This window comes from Myxococcus sp. XM-1-1-1, from assembly GCF_020037095.1.
Classification (GTDB): Bacteria; Myxococcota; Myxococcia; order Myxococcales; family Myxococcaceae; genus Myxococcus; species Myxococcus fulvus.
Map to the genome: position 1 here is coordinate 237897 of NZ_JAIQDH010000010.1, position 13603 is coordinate 251499.

Below are 13603 nucleotides of genomic sequence, written 5' to 3' on the forward strand. Positions count from 1 at the left end.
TCCTCACCGGCCCGGACACTACCAGAGCCGCCTGGGAAGCGGGGAACGTCTGGTGGCGCTGGCCGACCAGGGCACCCTCCGGAGGGCTGCACGGCCGGTCAGGGTCCCGCTCCTGGGACGGCGCGTCAGCTCCGTCCACCCCCCTCCCCCTGGTCCCCCGTCCTCCGCCCCGCTTCTCTCCCAGGGCCCACACTGGTAAGGGGGGCCCGTGCGAATCAAACAGAAGCCCGAAGACTTCAGCGTCAAGGAATCCTACCGCTTCGATGAAGTCGCCTCCGGGCGTTTCCGCGTCTACCTGATGGACAAGCAGAAGCTGTCCACGTTCGACGCCGTGGCACGCCTGCGGGACGCGTTCGGTCTCAAGCCGGGCTCCATCAGCTATTGCGGCCTGAAGGACAAGCAGGGCCGCACCGAGCAGCTCATCGCCGTGGACGGCGCCGACGTGGACATGCAGGAGCCGGACCTCCGCCTGAAGTACCTGGGCCGGACGAACAAGGCCCTGTCCTCGGCGAACATCACGTCCAACCGCTTCTCCGTGACGGTGAGGGCCCTGGAGGAGTCGTCCCTGGGCCCCCTCAACGTGGCGGCCGCCGAGGTGAACCGCCTGGGCGTCATCAACTACTTCGACAGCCAGCGCTTCGGCTCGCTCAAGCACGGGCAGGGCTTCATCGCCAAGGACCTCATCCGGGGCGACTTCGAGGCGGCGCTCCACAACTACCTGGCCAAGCCGTCGGAGCTGGACCGCTCCGAGGACGCCAAGGTGAAGGCCTTCTGGCGCGACAACTGGGGCCACTGGGACGCGCGCGTCCCCTTCGAGGGCACCAAGAAGTACCACCGCGTCCTGCGCTCGCTGCGCGAGGAGCCCAAGAACTTCACCCGCGCCTTCCTGCAGATCGACGCGGACTACCGCGCGATGCAGCTGTTCACCTACCAGAGCTACCTCTGGAACGAGGGCGTGCGGCGCTACCTGCAACTGCTGTTGCCGCGTGAGTCGCTGTTCCCCATGCGCTACCAGGCCGGCTCGCTCCTGTTCCACAAGGACGCGGATCCGCAGACGCTGCGCGTGCTGCGCGACGCCACCTTCCCCCTGCTCGCGCCCAACAGCACCTTCACGGATCCGAAGGTCGAGGACGCCGTGCGCTGGGTGCTCGGCCGCGAGAAGCTCAAGCTGTCGGACCTGGTCATCCCCGGGGCCGAGCGCATGCTCTTCTTCAAGCACGAGGAGCGCCCGGTCCTCTCCTTCCCGCACAAGCTGGTCATCGGTCGCACGCAGCCCGACGAGCTCAACCGGGGCAACATCAAGGTCAACGTCGCCTTCACCCTGCCGCCGGGCGCGTACGCCACGCTCGTCGTCAAGCGCCTGTTCCACTTCGAGTACGCCGAGGACACCGCGGAGGAGATCCGCGCCTCCCAGCGCGCGCACCTCGTCGAGCAGGAGCAGGCCGAGGGTGCCCCCTCCAGCCGCCGCGGCCCTCCCGTCCGTGAGGAGCGGGGCACCGGCCGCCGGGCCCCCGCCGCCCGTGGCGCCGCCGGCCGCCGCGCCGAGACCACCGTCGACGAGGAGCGTCCGCGCGCCTCGGACCGCCGTGCGCCCGCGCGCGGCGAGGCCCCCAGCCGGCCCGGTCGGCGCACCACCTCCGAGGTCGAGGCCCCCGCCCGTCCCGGACGCAAGAGCACGGCCGAGGTCTCCGAGACGCCCACCCGGGGCCGCTCGCTCGCCCAGCAGGCGGAGCCCAAGCCCAGGCAGGAGCCCGCCGCCCCGCTCGGCTTCCGTGAAAAACAGCGCCAGCGCAAGGCCGCCCGCGAGGTCGCCCGGGCGGAGACCGAAGCCAAGCGCTCGAAATCACGGAAGAAATAAGTCTGCAACGGCGATGAAACACCTGGACGCAATGGGGGAGCGCGCACACCGTAGACCCAGGTGTGAACGCTCTTGCCCTCGACGACGCTCCCGGGACCCTCGCCCACGCCATCGGGATGCTGATGGCTGACGACGCCGTCCCCCTCCCCTGGAAGGCCGACGTGCAGGCGGCCCGCCGTGGAGATCCGTCCGCCTTCGAGTCCCTGGTGCGCAGCGTCCAGCGCCAGGTCTACGGCCTGGCGCTCCGGCTGCTGCAGAGCGAGGCCGAGGCCGCGGAGGTGTCCCAGGAGGCGCTCCTGCGCGCGTACCAGAACCTGCACCGGTACGACGACTCGCGCCCGTTCGACCTCTGGGTGCTGGCCATCACCCGCAACCTCTGCCTGGACCTGCTCCGCCGCCGCACCAAGGTGCGCACCGAGGAGCTGGAGCCCATGAAGGAGGTGCTCCCCAGCAACGAGGCCTCCCAGGAGGAGGGCGCCATCGCCCGCGAGGAGCGCCAGTCGCTGGAGGAGGCCATGGCCACGCTCTCCGTCGATGATCGTGAAGTCCTCGCGCTCTACTACGTCCAGAAGCGCACGACGAAGGAGATCGCCCAGATCCTCGGGTGCGCCCCTGGCACCATCATGGCCCGGCTCTTCAGGGCCCGAGAGAAGCTTCGCAAGAAGATGAGCACGGAGGAGGCCCCCCGATGAGCGCGCACCCCTGCCCCGACCTCGAGGTCCTCTTCGCCGAGCTGGAGGAAGGTGAAGGCCCCGCGCTGGACCACGCCGCCGAGTGTGACGCCTGCGCGGGGGTCCTCGAAGAGCACCGGCTGATGGAGAACGACCTGTACCGGCTGGCGGATCCCCTCCCGCCGCCGACCCTGGTCGCCAGCGTCATGGCACGCGTGGCGGCGGAGCCCGTACCTCAGCGTCGCGAGGTCTGGTCCGGGCTCGCCATCCTGCTGACCTCGTTGCTCGGTGGGCTGGGCTACCTGGTGATGAACGACCAGGCGCTCGGCCGGCTGGGCACGGGCGTGGCGTCCTTCCTCGTGGAGGGGCGCTTCCTGGCCGAGGGCGTGCTGAGCGGCGCCCGCGCGTTGTGGTCGACCGAGGGCCTGGCCGTGGCCGCATTCCTCGCGTTCCTCCTCCTGACGTCGCTGGCCGGTCTCAAGCGGCTCGCGGGCAGCGCCCCCACCCCCTCCGAAGCCTGAGCGACCCATGAAGATCTCCTCCCGATTCCTCATCCCCGCGTTGCTCCTGGGCGCCCCCCTCGCGCTCGCCGAGTCCGCGCCCGCCGCCCGCGCCGCCGAGTCCGCACCCGCCGCGAAGAGCATCGACGTCTCCTTCCGAGGCAGCCTGCGCGACGCGCTGAAGACCATCGCCGACAAGGGCGGCCTCAACCTGGTCGTCACCGGCGACCTGGACGTCCCCGCCGAGGTCCACCTGCGCGGCATCTCCGCCGACCAGGCCCTGCGCACCGTGTCCCGCGCCTACTCGCTGCGCATGGAGCAGGACGGCTCCATCATCACCCTGCGCCCCATGACGCCCTCGGAGAAGGAGGCCGCGGCCCAGGGGCTCGCCGAGCCGGCGCCCGCGCCCCAGGCGGTCCCCGCGCCCGTGGCCCCGCCCGCGCCATCCGCTCCGGCGGCGCCCGCGGTCGCCTCCGATGGCTCCGAGCACGAAGAGGACTCCGCCACGGACGCGGAGACGATGCGCGAGGTGCGCGAGCAGATCCGCGAGCAGATGCACCGCACCCGCGACGAGCTCAAGCGCTCGCGCCGCTCGGGGGCCCGCAACGTGGTGGCGCGCGGTCAGTCCCTGGAGGTGAAGGAGGGACAGACGGTGGAGAGCGCCGTGGTGTACGGCGGCAACCTGGTGGTGAAGGGCAACGTGGAGAAGGACGCGGTGGCCTTCGGTGGCAACCTCATCGTCCACGGCCACGTGGAGGGTGACGCGCACGCCTTCGGCGGCAACGTGGTCCTCAAGCCCGGCGCCTCCGTGGAGGGCGACGTGTCCTCCTTCGGCGGCAACGTGGACCGCGAGGACGGCGCGAACGTGGAGGGCAGCATCAACACCTTCGGCGGGGCCAACATCGGCCGCGTCGTCGCGAAGGAGCTCAACAAGGGCCTCCAGGAGTCCAGCGACGAGGGCGAGGAGCGGCGGCGCAACCGCGACGACGACGACGGGGGCGGGCTCGCCGGGTTCATCCTCACGTTCGCGGTGCTCTTCGGGCTGGGCTTCCTGGGCCAGATGTTCTTCCCCTCGCGGATGAAGCAGCTGGGGGATGAGATCCGCGCGCGGCCGGTGCAGAGCGGCCTGACGGGCCTGCTCGGGGTGGTGGCGATGATTCCGCTCACGGTGGTGCTGGCCATCACCATCATCGGCATCCCCGCGGCGCTGGTGCTGTGGATGGCGGCGCCCCTGGCGGCGGCCCTGGGCTTCGCGGCGGTGGCGAGCGAGCTGGGCACGCGGCTGCCGGTGATGCGCGGACGCAAGACGCAGGCGGTGGTGCTCGCGCTGGGGTTGCTGGTGTTGCTGGTGGTGGGCGCCATCCCCGTCTTCGGCGCCATCGTCTCCTGCCTGGTGGTGCTCATCGCCCTGGGCGCGGTCATCCGGACCCGCTTCGGCTACCGGCCGCGCGGCATGGGCATCCCCGAGCCCATCCACACCCACGGGGAGCAGCCGCTCTGACGCACCCGCGCCGGGATTTGCCCGGCGCGTCAAGGACCACGGCCTGCACGGCCGCCCGCTCCACCCACCGGGGATCGCCACGAGGCCTGAGACGGCCCGTCGCGGTCCCCGGTGACGTTCTGCGGGAGTCTTAGAGAAGTTCCAGCGCGCCATCACCTCGACTGTCGGCTGGGCCTCATGACCGGGGTGCGTCATGCGCCGACAGGCTTTGACCACCCGCGGGCGTTACGCCATTTTGCGCGGCACCCATGCGACGTCTCCCAGATGCCTCGTTGCGCGGCAGGGCCATCACCGTGGACCTCGAGGGCGAGAGCATCCCCGCCATCGAGGGCGAGCCGGTGGCATGTTCCCTCGTCGCCGCGGGCGAGCCCATGCTCGCCCGTTCCGTGAAGTACCACCGCCCTCGCGGGCCCTACTGCTTCGCCGCCGCGTGCTCGCAGTGCCTGATGCGCGTGGACGGGCTGCCCAACGTCTACACGTGCCGCACGCCCGCGCGCGACGGCATGAAGCTGGAGCGGCAGAACGCGTACCCCTCCGCGAAGGTGGACGTGTTCGAGACCATCGACTGGTTCTTCCCCAACGGCCTGGACCACCACGAGATGTTCGCCGGCGTGCCCGTCGCGGAGACGGTGATGGCCAAGGTGGCCCGGCAGTTGGCGGGCCTGGGCCTGCTGCCCAAGGACGCAGCCCCCGCTCCCCCGCCGTCTCGCACGCTGCGCACCCGCGTCGCGGTGGTGGGCGCGGGCGCCGCCGGGCTCGCCGCCGCGAGGGAGCTGACCGGACGGGGCATCCCCTTCCTGATGTTCGAGCGCGAGGACCACGTGGGTGGCCGGCTGGCGCACGGCGCCCCGGAGGCGGACGCGCCCGCCATCGACGACGTGGCCACGCTCGCGCGGGACAGCGTCGTCACCCGCGCCACGGCGCTGGGCCTGTACGACGACGAGCAGGGCCGCTACCTCGCGGTGGGCGCCCGGGAGAACGGCGAGGCGCGGCTGCTCAAGGTCTACGCGGAGCGCTTCCTGCTGACGCCCGGTGGACACCCTCCGATGGTGCCCTTCGAGAACAATGACCTGCCCGGCGTCTACGCGGGCCGCGCGGCCAGCCTGCTGTTGCGTCGGCACGCGGTGGCGCCGGAGCGCGCGGCGCTGGTGGGCTGGGGCCAGGAGCTGCAAGGGCTGGCGCGGCTGCTCGAGGAGCACGGCGTGAAGGTCGCCGTCGTGGTGGACCTGAAGGGCGCGCCGGGCGCGGGAGCGCATCCGACGACGGTGGAGGGCTCGGAGCCCAAGGCGCACGGCCTCCGGCACGTGAGCGGGTTCAGCTTCACGCCGCGCCAGGGGGGACGGCGCAAGGTGGACTGCGACGCGGTGCTGGTGTCGGTGCCGGTGACGCCCAGCTTCGAGCTGGCGCGGCAGGGCGGCGCCAAGGTCTCGTTCGAGGCCTCGCGCGGACTGTTCCGGGTGGAGGCGAGCGCCGAGGGCCGCACCGACGCGGCGGACGTGTTCGTGGCCGGAGACGTGACGGGCGGTGGCAGCGCGAAGGAGGCGTCCGATGCGGGCCGCCGCGCGGCCCAGGCGCTGGTGGAGGGACTGTCATGAGCAAGTCGATGATCTGCTCCTGCGAGGACGTCACCGCGGACGACGTGCGGCACGCGGTGTCGCGGGGCTACTGCGACGTGGAGTCGGTGAAGCGCTACACGGGCTTCGGCACGGGCATCTGCCAGGGCAAGAGCTGCCTGTCCGCCGTGGCCGCGCTCCTGGAGCAGGAGAAGGCGCTCAAGGCCGACGCGGTGGTGCCCTTCACGCCCAGGCCTCCGCTCTACCCCACCGAGCTGCGGCTGCTCGCGAGCGCCCCGGTGGACGAGTCCCAGCCCCCCGTGGGCGGCGTGCCCCAGGAGGTGGATGTCTTCCCCAAGGGCCTGCGCCCCACCGAGCCCCTGCCCGCCAGGGCCAAGGTGGTCATCATCGGCGGCGGCATCATGGGCCTGGCGCTCGCGTACAACCTGGCGCGCGAGGGCGAGACGGACGTGGTGGTGCTGGAGCGCGGCTACCTCTGCGCGGGCGCGTCCGGCCGCAACGGCGGCGGCGTGCGCATGCAGTGGGGCACCCCGGCGCTGGTGGAGCTGGCCAAGCGCTCCATCGACCTGATGAAGGGCTTCGCCCGGGAGATGGGCATCAACGTGTGGCTGCGCCAGGGCGGCTACCTGTTCCTCGCGCGCACCGACGCGGTGGCCAGGCGGCTGGAGCGCAACGTGGCGCTGCACAACCGCTTCGACGTGCCCACCCGGCTCGTCACGCCGGACGCAGCGCGCGACATCGTCCCGGGCCTCACGATGAAGGGCTGCGTGGCCGCGTCCTTCAACCCCGAGGACGGCGTCATCTTCCCCTGGCCCTTCCTGTGGGGTTACGCGCAGGGCTGCCGCAAGAAGGGCGTGCGCGTGGAGACGTACACGGAGGTGACGGGCTTCGACGTCAGCGGCGGACAGATCCGCAAGGTGAAGACGGACCGCGGCGACATCGCCTGTGACACCGTGGTGCTCGCCTCCGGCGCGTGGAGCCCCGAGGTGGCGAAGCTCGTCGGCGTGCAGCTGCCCAACGAGCCGCACCGCCACGAGATCCTCAGCACCGAGCCCCTCAAGCCCTTCCTGGGGCCGCTCGTGTCCGTGCTCGACTCGGGCCTGTACTTCAGCCAGTCCATGCGCGGCGAAATCGTGGGCGGCATGGGTGACCCCAAGGAGCCCGCCGGGCTCAACATGGGCAGCACCCTGCGCTTCGTGTCCCGCTTCGCCCAGGCCCTCATGGAGCAGCTGCCCCACGTGGGCCACGTGAAGGTGCTGCGCCAGTGGGCCGGCTGCTACGACGTGACGCCGGACAACAACCCCATCCTCGGGCGCACCCCGGGCCTGGACAACCTGCTCCAGATGTCCGGCTTCGTCGGCCACGGCTTCATGATGGCCCCCGCCGTCGCCGAGCGGATGGCGAAGTGGATGCGCACCGGCGAGTCCGACGAGCTCTTCACCCGCTTCAACCTGCGCCGCTTCTCCGAGGGCACGCTGGAGCGCGAGGACATGATCATCGGCTAGGCGCCCGCGCTCCGCTCACCGCGCCCCCGGGCCGCGTTCCCCCTCTTCAATGAGCGAGCGGAACGCGGCCCGTGGATTTTTCCGTCGCTGTCCGGGACCACGACACCCGACGCCGGGAGCGTCCCATTACAGGACAGTTCCGGAATTAATTGTAAATCGCGAATATCATGAAGACTCTCGGCGGCGACGCGAAGGGGCTTTACAACCGCCGATGACGGAGCGGAGCACGCGCGCACCACCCGGGGCCCGGCGCGAGGAGGGCTGTCGAGTGGAAGTGTCCCGCGCGGAACGCTGGCATGGAGAGTGCCTTGGGCACGCCGCGCGCAATCCCGCGTGTGGAGGAGACCCGATGTTCGCCAAGAGCCTGCGTGCGTTGTTCGTGATGGGTGCCCTGTCGGCCTGCGGTACCGAGCAGTCCCCCGATGTCCCGGACCAGGAGGCGAACGAGCCGCTGCAGTCGCAGGAATCCAACGTCATCGTCGGCTCGGTGAACTGGGTGAGCTCCACCACGCTGACGGGCGCGCAGGCCACGGCGGCCAAGGCGGTGGGCTACCTGTCCATCCCGGCGGTGGGCAGCCGCTGCACCGCGTGGCTGGTGTCACCGGATGTCATCATCACCAACAACCACTGCGTGGGCAGCGCGTCCGAGGCCGTGGGGGCCCGGGTGTCCTTCAACTACATCGACGGCGTCGCCTCGGCCAGCCGCGTCTGGTACTCCTGCGCCACGTTCATCAGGACGTGGTCCACCGACGACATGACGGCGCTGCGCTGCTCGGCGACCAACGGCCAGCTCCCCGGCAACGTGCAGGGCTACCTGACGGTGGCCAGCGCCAACGCCGCCACCAACGCGAGCATCTACGTGGTGCACCAGAACTGCGACTACTACACGTCGTCGGGCTGCTCGCCGACGAAGAAGCTGTCGCCGGGCGTGGTGAAGAACGCGAACTACTCCACCACGGACCTGTCCTACGACGCGGACACGCTGGGCGGCTCGTCGGGCTCGCCGGTGCTGTCGACGGGCTCCAACCAGGTGGTGGGCCTGCACCACATCGGCCTGGGCGGCAACTCGCAGGGCCGCGGCACGGCCAACACCGGCGTGAAGGCCACCCGCGTGAAGGCGCGTCTGGCGGAGATCGGCCTCTAGGCCGTCACGCCGGATTGGGCTCGCGCGCCAGCAGCACGGGCGACGCGAGCCCCACGGGCAGGGCGTCGGGCGCGGCCAGGGCCTCGCGGCGGACACCGCGCAGCGCCAGCCGCCCCAGGCTCCGCTGGAGCCCGCGTGGCAAGAGGGGCAACAGCCGCATCACCCAGCGGTGTCCCCAGCCCGGGTACACCAGCGCCTCGCCCCGCTCGAAGGCCGCCAGCGCGGCGCGAGCGCAGCGCTCGAGCGACATCTGGAAGAAGGGCGCGCGCCCCGCCTCCTCGGCGCCCGAGTCCCCCACCGGTCCCGGAGCCACGCGGGTGATGACCACGCCGCGCCCCTCCACCTCCAGCCGGAGCGACTCGGTGAAGCCGTCGAGGAAGCGCTGCGTGGCGGCGAACATCGCGGAGCCGGGCAGCATGAGCTGCGCCGCGCCCGAGCCGATGTTCAGCACCCCGCCCCGCCCCCGCTCCAGCATGGGCGCGAGCAGCCGGTGCGTCAGCAGCGCGGGCACCCACACGTTCGAGCGCAGGAGCTCCTCCAGCCCTCCCCAGCGCGCCTCCGCGTAGAGCCCCCGCAGGCCCAGCGTGGCGGTGTTCACCAGCACGTCCACCCGGACGAACTGCGCCTCCAGCGAGGCCACCATCGCGTCGACCTCGCGCGGCTCGCACACGTCGCAGGCGTGGAGGAGGACGCCCAGGGTGGGATAGCGCGTGAGCAGCTCCTCACGCAGCGGCTCCAGCCGCGCCACCTCGCGGTCCACCAGGACCAGCGTGCGGACGCGCCGGGACAAAAGCCGGGCAAGCTCCCGGCCGATACCCCCGGCCGCGCCGGTGATGAGGACCGTGGCCTGATCGATAGGAGGTCGCATGGGGGCCATCCTGCGCACGAATCGCGGGCCGCGCTCGCCTCCCCGCAAGCTTTGCGCGTCGCGGTGGCGAACGGGCGGGCAGGCGCTGGCACGCAACTTCCATCTGAGGACGTTCGGCCCCACCCCAAGAGAGGGCCTTTCACCTCAGCGAGGAGCCGACCATGGCAGCGCCATCCCGAATTCTCGTCCCCGTCGACCTGAGCGAGGGCTCTCGCTCCATCGTCGACTACGCCCTCCAGCTCGCCCGTCCCTTCAACGCGTCGGTGGAGGTCCTCCACGCGTGGGAGCCCCCTCAGTACGTCGCGCCGGACTTGCTCGTCGCCGCCCCCGGATGGAACCCGCTCTCGCTGGAGCAGGTCGCCCTGGACACGGCGGGCAAGGAGCTGGCCACGCTGCTCAAGCAGATGGAGCCGGCCTCCGTCCCGCTCAAGCACCGCGTGGTGGTGGGCGAGGCGGCCTCCACCATCCTGGAGCTGGTGGAGAAGGAGGGCTTCGACCTCATCATCATGGGCACCCACGGCCGCCGGGGGCTGTCGCGCATGCTGCTGGGCAGCGTGGCGCAGAAGCTGGTCTCCCGCGCGCCCTGCCCCGTGCTGACGCTGCACGTCCCGCAGGACACCCAGAAGTAGGCGTCAGGGACTCAAGGCCCGAGCGCCGCCTTCAGGGCGGCCTCGCGCCGGCGCGCCGCGAGCACCGTGGGCACCGCCAGCACCGTCATGGCCACCATGACCAGCGCCGCGCCCAGAAGCTCGCGCGGCCCCACGCCCGGTAGCCCCAGCCACAGCGACAGCCCCAGCGTGGCCACCACGCCCGCGAGCACGCTGGAGGCCCGGTTCACCGGCACGGAGAACGCGTTCTCCCGCGCGTCCAGCAGGATGAGCCCACCGAAGATGCCGGTGCCCTGGGACAACAGCCCCACCAGCATCTCCTCCAAGAGCCGCCCGCGGGCGAACATGCCGGTGAAGCCCTCGCGGATGTCCAGCGCCGGCCCCGCGCCGCCCCACACCGCCACCAGCCCGAGCACCAGCACCAGGAAGGGCGTGGCCACCATCTGCTCCTCCACGAAGTAGCGGATGGACAGGCTCTTGTCCTCGGACTTGGCCAGCCGGCTCATCGCGCGCAGGCGGATGAAGTAGCTCAGCAGGTACACGCCGACGTCCAGCGCGGCCACCCACGTCAGGGTGGCGCGCGCGTCCTTCCCCGACGCGACGAGCACGGCGGCGAAGCTCAGCCCCAGCGCCACCCACGAGGGCCAGCGCACGTGCCTGCGGCTGAGCACGTCCACGATGGGCGCCAGCACCAGCACCCCGCCGCGCATCAGCAGCATCATGAAGACGATGGAGGTGCCCTCCAGCGTGTACGCCAGCGTCGTGGTGCCGATGATGGCCGCCGAGCACATCCCCGACAGGAACGTCCACGCCCCCGGCGCGGGCACCCGCAGGCCCAGCACCTGGCGGTGCGCCGCGAAGCGCCACCAGCGCTTGAGCGAGAGGAAGACGAACATCCCCACCATCGACGTCGCCGCGCTCACCGGCAGGAGCGTGAAGCCGACGATGCCCTCCTCCATGCCCGGCAGGGAGCCGCTCGACAACGCCTTCGTCAGCGCGCTGTACGGGGCATACGCCGCGAAATAGCCGAAGGCATAGGCCCAGATGGTCAGGTCATGCGAGGAGGAGTCTTGCTGCGTCGACGATGTGACCAGGGGAAACCTCGGGGCGTGCGGGCCAGGGCCTCCCCCACCCTACTGCAAGCCGCGCGCCCCGACCTGCCTCCCGGGAGGGAAACAAACCCATGCAATGGGTGTGGGCCTGCCGCGTAGACCTCTCAACCCGGTCGTTCCCAGGAGCCGTCCATGCGCTCACGCTTCCTTTCCACTCTGGCCCTCGCGTCCACCCTGGCCCTGCCCGCCTTCGCCGGCGATGACGCGGCCAGGAAGTCGACCTCCCCGGTGAAGGTCGTCTGCGACACCACGGCCAAGGACGGCAGCCGCGTGGTGCAGGGCACGGACCTGGTCATCGAGGCGGGCGAGAAGGCCAAGGACGTGGTCGCCGTGGAGGGCGACATCATCATCCGCAAGGGCGCCACCGTCGACGACGCGGTCGCCATCCGGGGCCGCGTCATCGTGGAGGCCGGCGCCGTGGTGAAGGGCGACGCGGTGTCCATGGGCGGCGAGGTCCGCCTCCGGGGCAACGCCCGCGTCGAGGGCAGCGCCGTGGCCCTGGGCGGCAAGCTGACCACCGACAAGGACGTCCACATCGAGGGCGACCGCATCAGCCTGTCCTTCGAGATCGGCGGGAAGGACCTGCTGCGCGGCTTCATCGAGGACGCGCTCGACGAGGAGTCGGGCTGCCACATCATCGACAACGAAGTCACGGACGCCTGAGCGGCGTGCCTCGTCGAAGCCGCTACGCGGCGCTGGGAGTCCCCGGCGTCGCGGCATCCTGGGTGAGCGGCTGCAGCGTGGCGCGCAGGGCGAGGATCTGCTCGCGCACCAGCGTCTTGAGCTTCTCCACGTCATCGAGCGTCATGCCCTTGGTGGAGATGGGCGTGCCCACCGTCACCAGGCCGCGCGAGGTGGAGAAGCGCCAGGAGTGCTTGGGCAGCGCCTTGCGCGTGCCGCTCACCGCCAGCGGGAGCACGTCCGCCTGCTGCTCGATGGCCAGGCGGAAGGCGCCGTCCTTGAAGGGCAACAGCTCGTCCGTCTTCGAGCGGGTGCCCTCCGGGAAGATCATCACCGGCATGCCCTTGCTCATCCACTGCTTGCAGCGCGCCATGGCGCCCGTGGCGGACTCCTTGTCGCCGCGGTGCACGGGGATGTCCCCGGCGATGCCCATCATCCACCCCACCACCGGCACCTTGAACAGGCTCGCCTTGCCCAGCCACTTCATCTCCCACGGCAGGCGGGAGATGAGGAACGGGTCCGCGTTGGACTCGTGGTTGCTGACCACCACCGTGTTGGGGGCCACCTGGTCCGGCACCGGCCCGTGGATGCCGAAGCGCCAGTACGGCGTCAGCTTCGCGGCGGTGACGCCCACCATGCGGAAGCACCGCCCCACCGCGTAGCGCTTCTTGTCGAACGGCAACGTGAAGACGGCGATGACGAGCTGAACGAAGAAGCCGACCAGCGCGACGATGCCAATCTCGACCCAGGTCCAGATGGAGAGCAGTGCGTTCATTGAGAGCCTCGAGGGGGATCAGCGGACGGCGGAGTCCAGGTCCACGCTCACCGGGCAGTGGTCGGAGCCCGACACGTCGGGGTGGATGGCGGCGCGCTTGACGAAGGCCATGGCCGCGGGGGACGCCAGCACGTAGTCGATGCGCCAGCCGATGTTCTTCTCGCGCACGCCGAAGCGCTGGCTCCACCACGAGTAGTGGCCGGCGCCCTTGTGGAAGTGTCGGAAGCTGTCCACCCAGCCGGCGCGCAGCCAGCGGTCCAGCTCCTCGCGCTCCTCGGGACGGAAGCCGCTCGTCTCGCGGTTCTCCCGGGGCCGGGCCAGGTCGATGTCCTGGTGCGCGGTGTTGAAGTCGCCCACGACGAGCAGCCGCTCACCGTCGCGCAGCGGCTTCTCCAGCTGGTCGAACAGGCGTCGGTAGAAGGCGAGCTTGAACGGGATGCGGCTCAGGTCCCGGTCCTTCCCGTTGCCGTTGGGGAAGTACACGTTGGCCACGGTGAGCTTGCCGAAGCGGGCGAGCTGCAGCCGCCCCTCCGCGTCCATCTCCGGGACTCCCAGCCGGGTCTCCACCGTGTCCGGCTCGTCGCGGGAGAACAGCCCCACTCCGCTGTAGCCAGGACGCTCCGCGGCCGAGAAGTGCGTCTTCCACCGGGCCGGAGCACGGACCTCATCCGGCAGTTGCTCGGGGCGCGCGCGCACCTCCTGCAATGCCACCACCTGCGCCCGGGCGCCCGACAGCCAGGGCAGGAAGCCCTTGGTATGGGCCGAGCGCAGCCCATTCACGTTCCATGAGACGACTCGCACGGGAA

Annotated in this window: 13 protein-coding genes; 9 read left to right on the plus strand and 4 right to left on the minus strand. The window is 71.2% G+C overall.

Annotated elements, in window-relative coordinates; genetic code table 11:
- Positions 1-208 precede the first annotated feature (208 nt).
- The 7 genes from truD to K8640_RS21360 all read left to right on the plus strand — a co-directional run bounded on the left by truD (position 209) and on the right by K8640_RS21360 (position 8753).
- Positions 209-1858: a tRNA pseudouridine(13) synthase TruD gene (gene truD / locus K8640_RS21330; protein WP_223748703.1), complete on the plus strand. Its 1650-nt coding sequence runs from the start codon at positions 209-211 to the stop codon at positions 1856-1858.
- Positions 1859-1980: 122 nt separating this feature from the next.
- Entirely contained in the window at positions 1981-2550 is a 570-nt protein-coding gene (locus tag K8640_RS21335; RefSeq protein WP_174816812.1) for an RNA polymerase sigma factor, read from the plus strand.
- Positions 2547-3050: a hypothetical protein gene (locus tag K8640_RS21340; protein ID WP_223748704.1), complete on the plus strand. Its 504-nt coding sequence runs from the start codon at positions 2547-2549 to the stop codon at positions 3048-3050. Before K8640_RS21335 ends, K8640_RS21340 begins: the two co-directional genes overlap by 4 nt.
- Positions 3051-3057: 7 nt before the next feature.
- The gene (locus tag K8640_RS21345) at positions 3058-4530 is read left to right on the plus strand and encodes a polymer-forming cytoskeletal protein (protein WP_223748705.1); all 1473 of its coding nucleotides are present in this window, start codon (positions 3058-3060) and stop codon (positions 4528-4530) included.
- A 248-nt stretch (positions 4531-4778) separates the two neighbouring features.
- On the plus strand, positions 4779-6125 hold the full coding sequence (locus K8640_RS21350; protein ID WP_223748706.1) for a 2Fe-2S iron-sulfur cluster-binding protein: 1347 nt from the start codon (positions 4779-4781) through the stop codon (positions 6123-6125).
- On the plus strand, positions 6122-7609 hold the full coding sequence (locus K8640_RS21355; protein WP_223748707.1) for an FAD-dependent oxidoreductase: 1488 nt from the start codon (positions 6122-6124) through the stop codon (positions 7607-7609). The genes K8640_RS21350 and K8640_RS21355 overlap by 4 nt, the downstream gene beginning before the upstream one ends.
- A 349-nt stretch (positions 7610-7958) precedes the next feature.
- Positions 7959-8753, plus strand: coding sequence for a serine protease (locus K8640_RS21360; protein WP_223748708.1), 795 nt, complete (start codon positions 7959-7961; stop codon positions 8751-8753).
- A gap of 4 nt (positions 8754-8757) precedes the next feature.
- Here the strand turns inward: K8640_RS21360 and K8640_RS21365 are convergent, their stop codons facing one another.
- On the minus strand, positions 8758-9621 hold the full coding sequence (locus K8640_RS21365) for an SDR family oxidoreductase (protein WP_223748709.1): 864 nt from the start codon (positions 9619-9621) through the stop codon (positions 8758-8760).
- Positions 9622-9782: 161 nt separating this feature from the next.
- Between K8640_RS21365 and K8640_RS21370 the strand changes: the two genes are divergently transcribed.
- A complete protein-coding gene (locus K8640_RS21370; RefSeq protein WP_223748710.1) occupies positions 9783-10250 on the plus strand; it encodes a universal stress protein in 468 nt (155 codons plus the stop codon).
- An 11-nt stretch (positions 10251-10261) separates the two neighbouring features.
- On the opposite strand, the gene K8640_RS21375 is transcribed toward K8640_RS21370, so the two are convergent.
- Positions 10262-11212 carry a hypothetical protein gene (locus K8640_RS21375; protein WP_223748711.1) on the minus strand — a complete coding sequence of 317 codons (951 nt, stop codon included), beginning with the start codon at positions 11210-11212 and terminating at the stop codon, positions 10262-10264.
- Positions 11213-11473: 261 nt separating this feature from the next.
- On the opposite strand from K8640_RS21375, the gene K8640_RS21380 reads away from it, so the two are divergent.
- Positions 11474-12004: a hypothetical protein gene (locus tag K8640_RS21380; protein ID WP_223748712.1), complete on the plus strand. Its 531-nt coding sequence runs from the start codon at positions 11474-11476 to the stop codon at positions 12002-12004.
- A gap of 22 nt (positions 12005-12026) precedes the next feature.
- On the opposite strand, the gene K8640_RS21385 is transcribed toward K8640_RS21380, so the two are convergent.
- The gene (locus K8640_RS21385) at positions 12027-12797 is read right to left on the minus strand and encodes a 1-acyl-sn-glycerol-3-phosphate acyltransferase (protein WP_141327203.1); all 771 of its coding nucleotides are present in this window, start codon (positions 12795-12797) and stop codon (positions 12027-12029) included.
- Positions 12798-12815: 18 nt separating this feature from the next.
- Positions 12816-13598, minus strand: coding sequence for an exodeoxyribonuclease III (locus K8640_RS21390; RefSeq protein ID WP_223748713.1), 783 nt, complete (start codon positions 13596-13598; stop codon positions 12816-12818).
- Between the last annotated feature and the right edge of the window lie 5 nt (positions 13599-13603).

Excerpts from the sequence above, each read along its gene's own strand:
- K8640_RS21335 (WP_174816812.1), top strand. The coding sequence starts at position 1,981 with ATGGCTGACGACGCCGTCCCCCTCCCCTGGAAGGCCGACGTGCAGGCG.
- K8640_RS21340 (WP_223748704.1), top strand. The coding sequence starts at position 2,547 with ATGAGCGCGCACCCCTGCCCCGACCTCGAGGTCCTCTTCGCCGAGCTG.
- K8640_RS21345 (WP_223748705.1), top strand. The coding sequence starts at position 3,058 with ATGAAGATCTCCTCCCGATTCCTCATCCCCGCGTTGCTCCTGGGCGCC.
- K8640_RS21350 (WP_223748706.1), top strand. The coding sequence starts at position 4,779 with ATGCGACGTCTCCCAGATGCCTCGTTGCGCGGCAGGGCCATCACCGTG.
- K8640_RS21355 (WP_223748707.1), top strand. The coding sequence starts at position 6,122 with ATGAGCAAGTCGATGATCTGCTCCTGCGAGGACGTCACCGCGGACGAC.
- K8640_RS21360 (WP_223748708.1), top strand. The coding sequence starts at position 7,959 with ATGTTCGCCAAGAGCCTGCGTGCGTTGTTCGTGATGGGTGCCCTGTCG.
- K8640_RS21365 (WP_223748709.1), bottom strand. The coding sequence starts at position 9,621 with ATGCGACCTCCTATCGATCAGGCCACGGTCCTCATCACCGGCGCGGCC.
- K8640_RS21370 (WP_223748710.1), top strand. The coding sequence starts at position 9,783 with ATGGCAGCGCCATCCCGAATTCTCGTCCCCGTCGACCTGAGCGAGGGC.
- K8640_RS21380 (WP_223748712.1), top strand. The coding sequence starts at position 11,474 with ATGCGCTCACGCTTCCTTTCCACTCTGGCCCTCGCGTCCACCCTGGCC.
- K8640_RS21385 (WP_141327203.1), bottom strand. The coding sequence starts at position 12,797 with ATGAACGCACTGCTCTCCATCTGGACCTGGGTCGAGATTGGCATCGTC.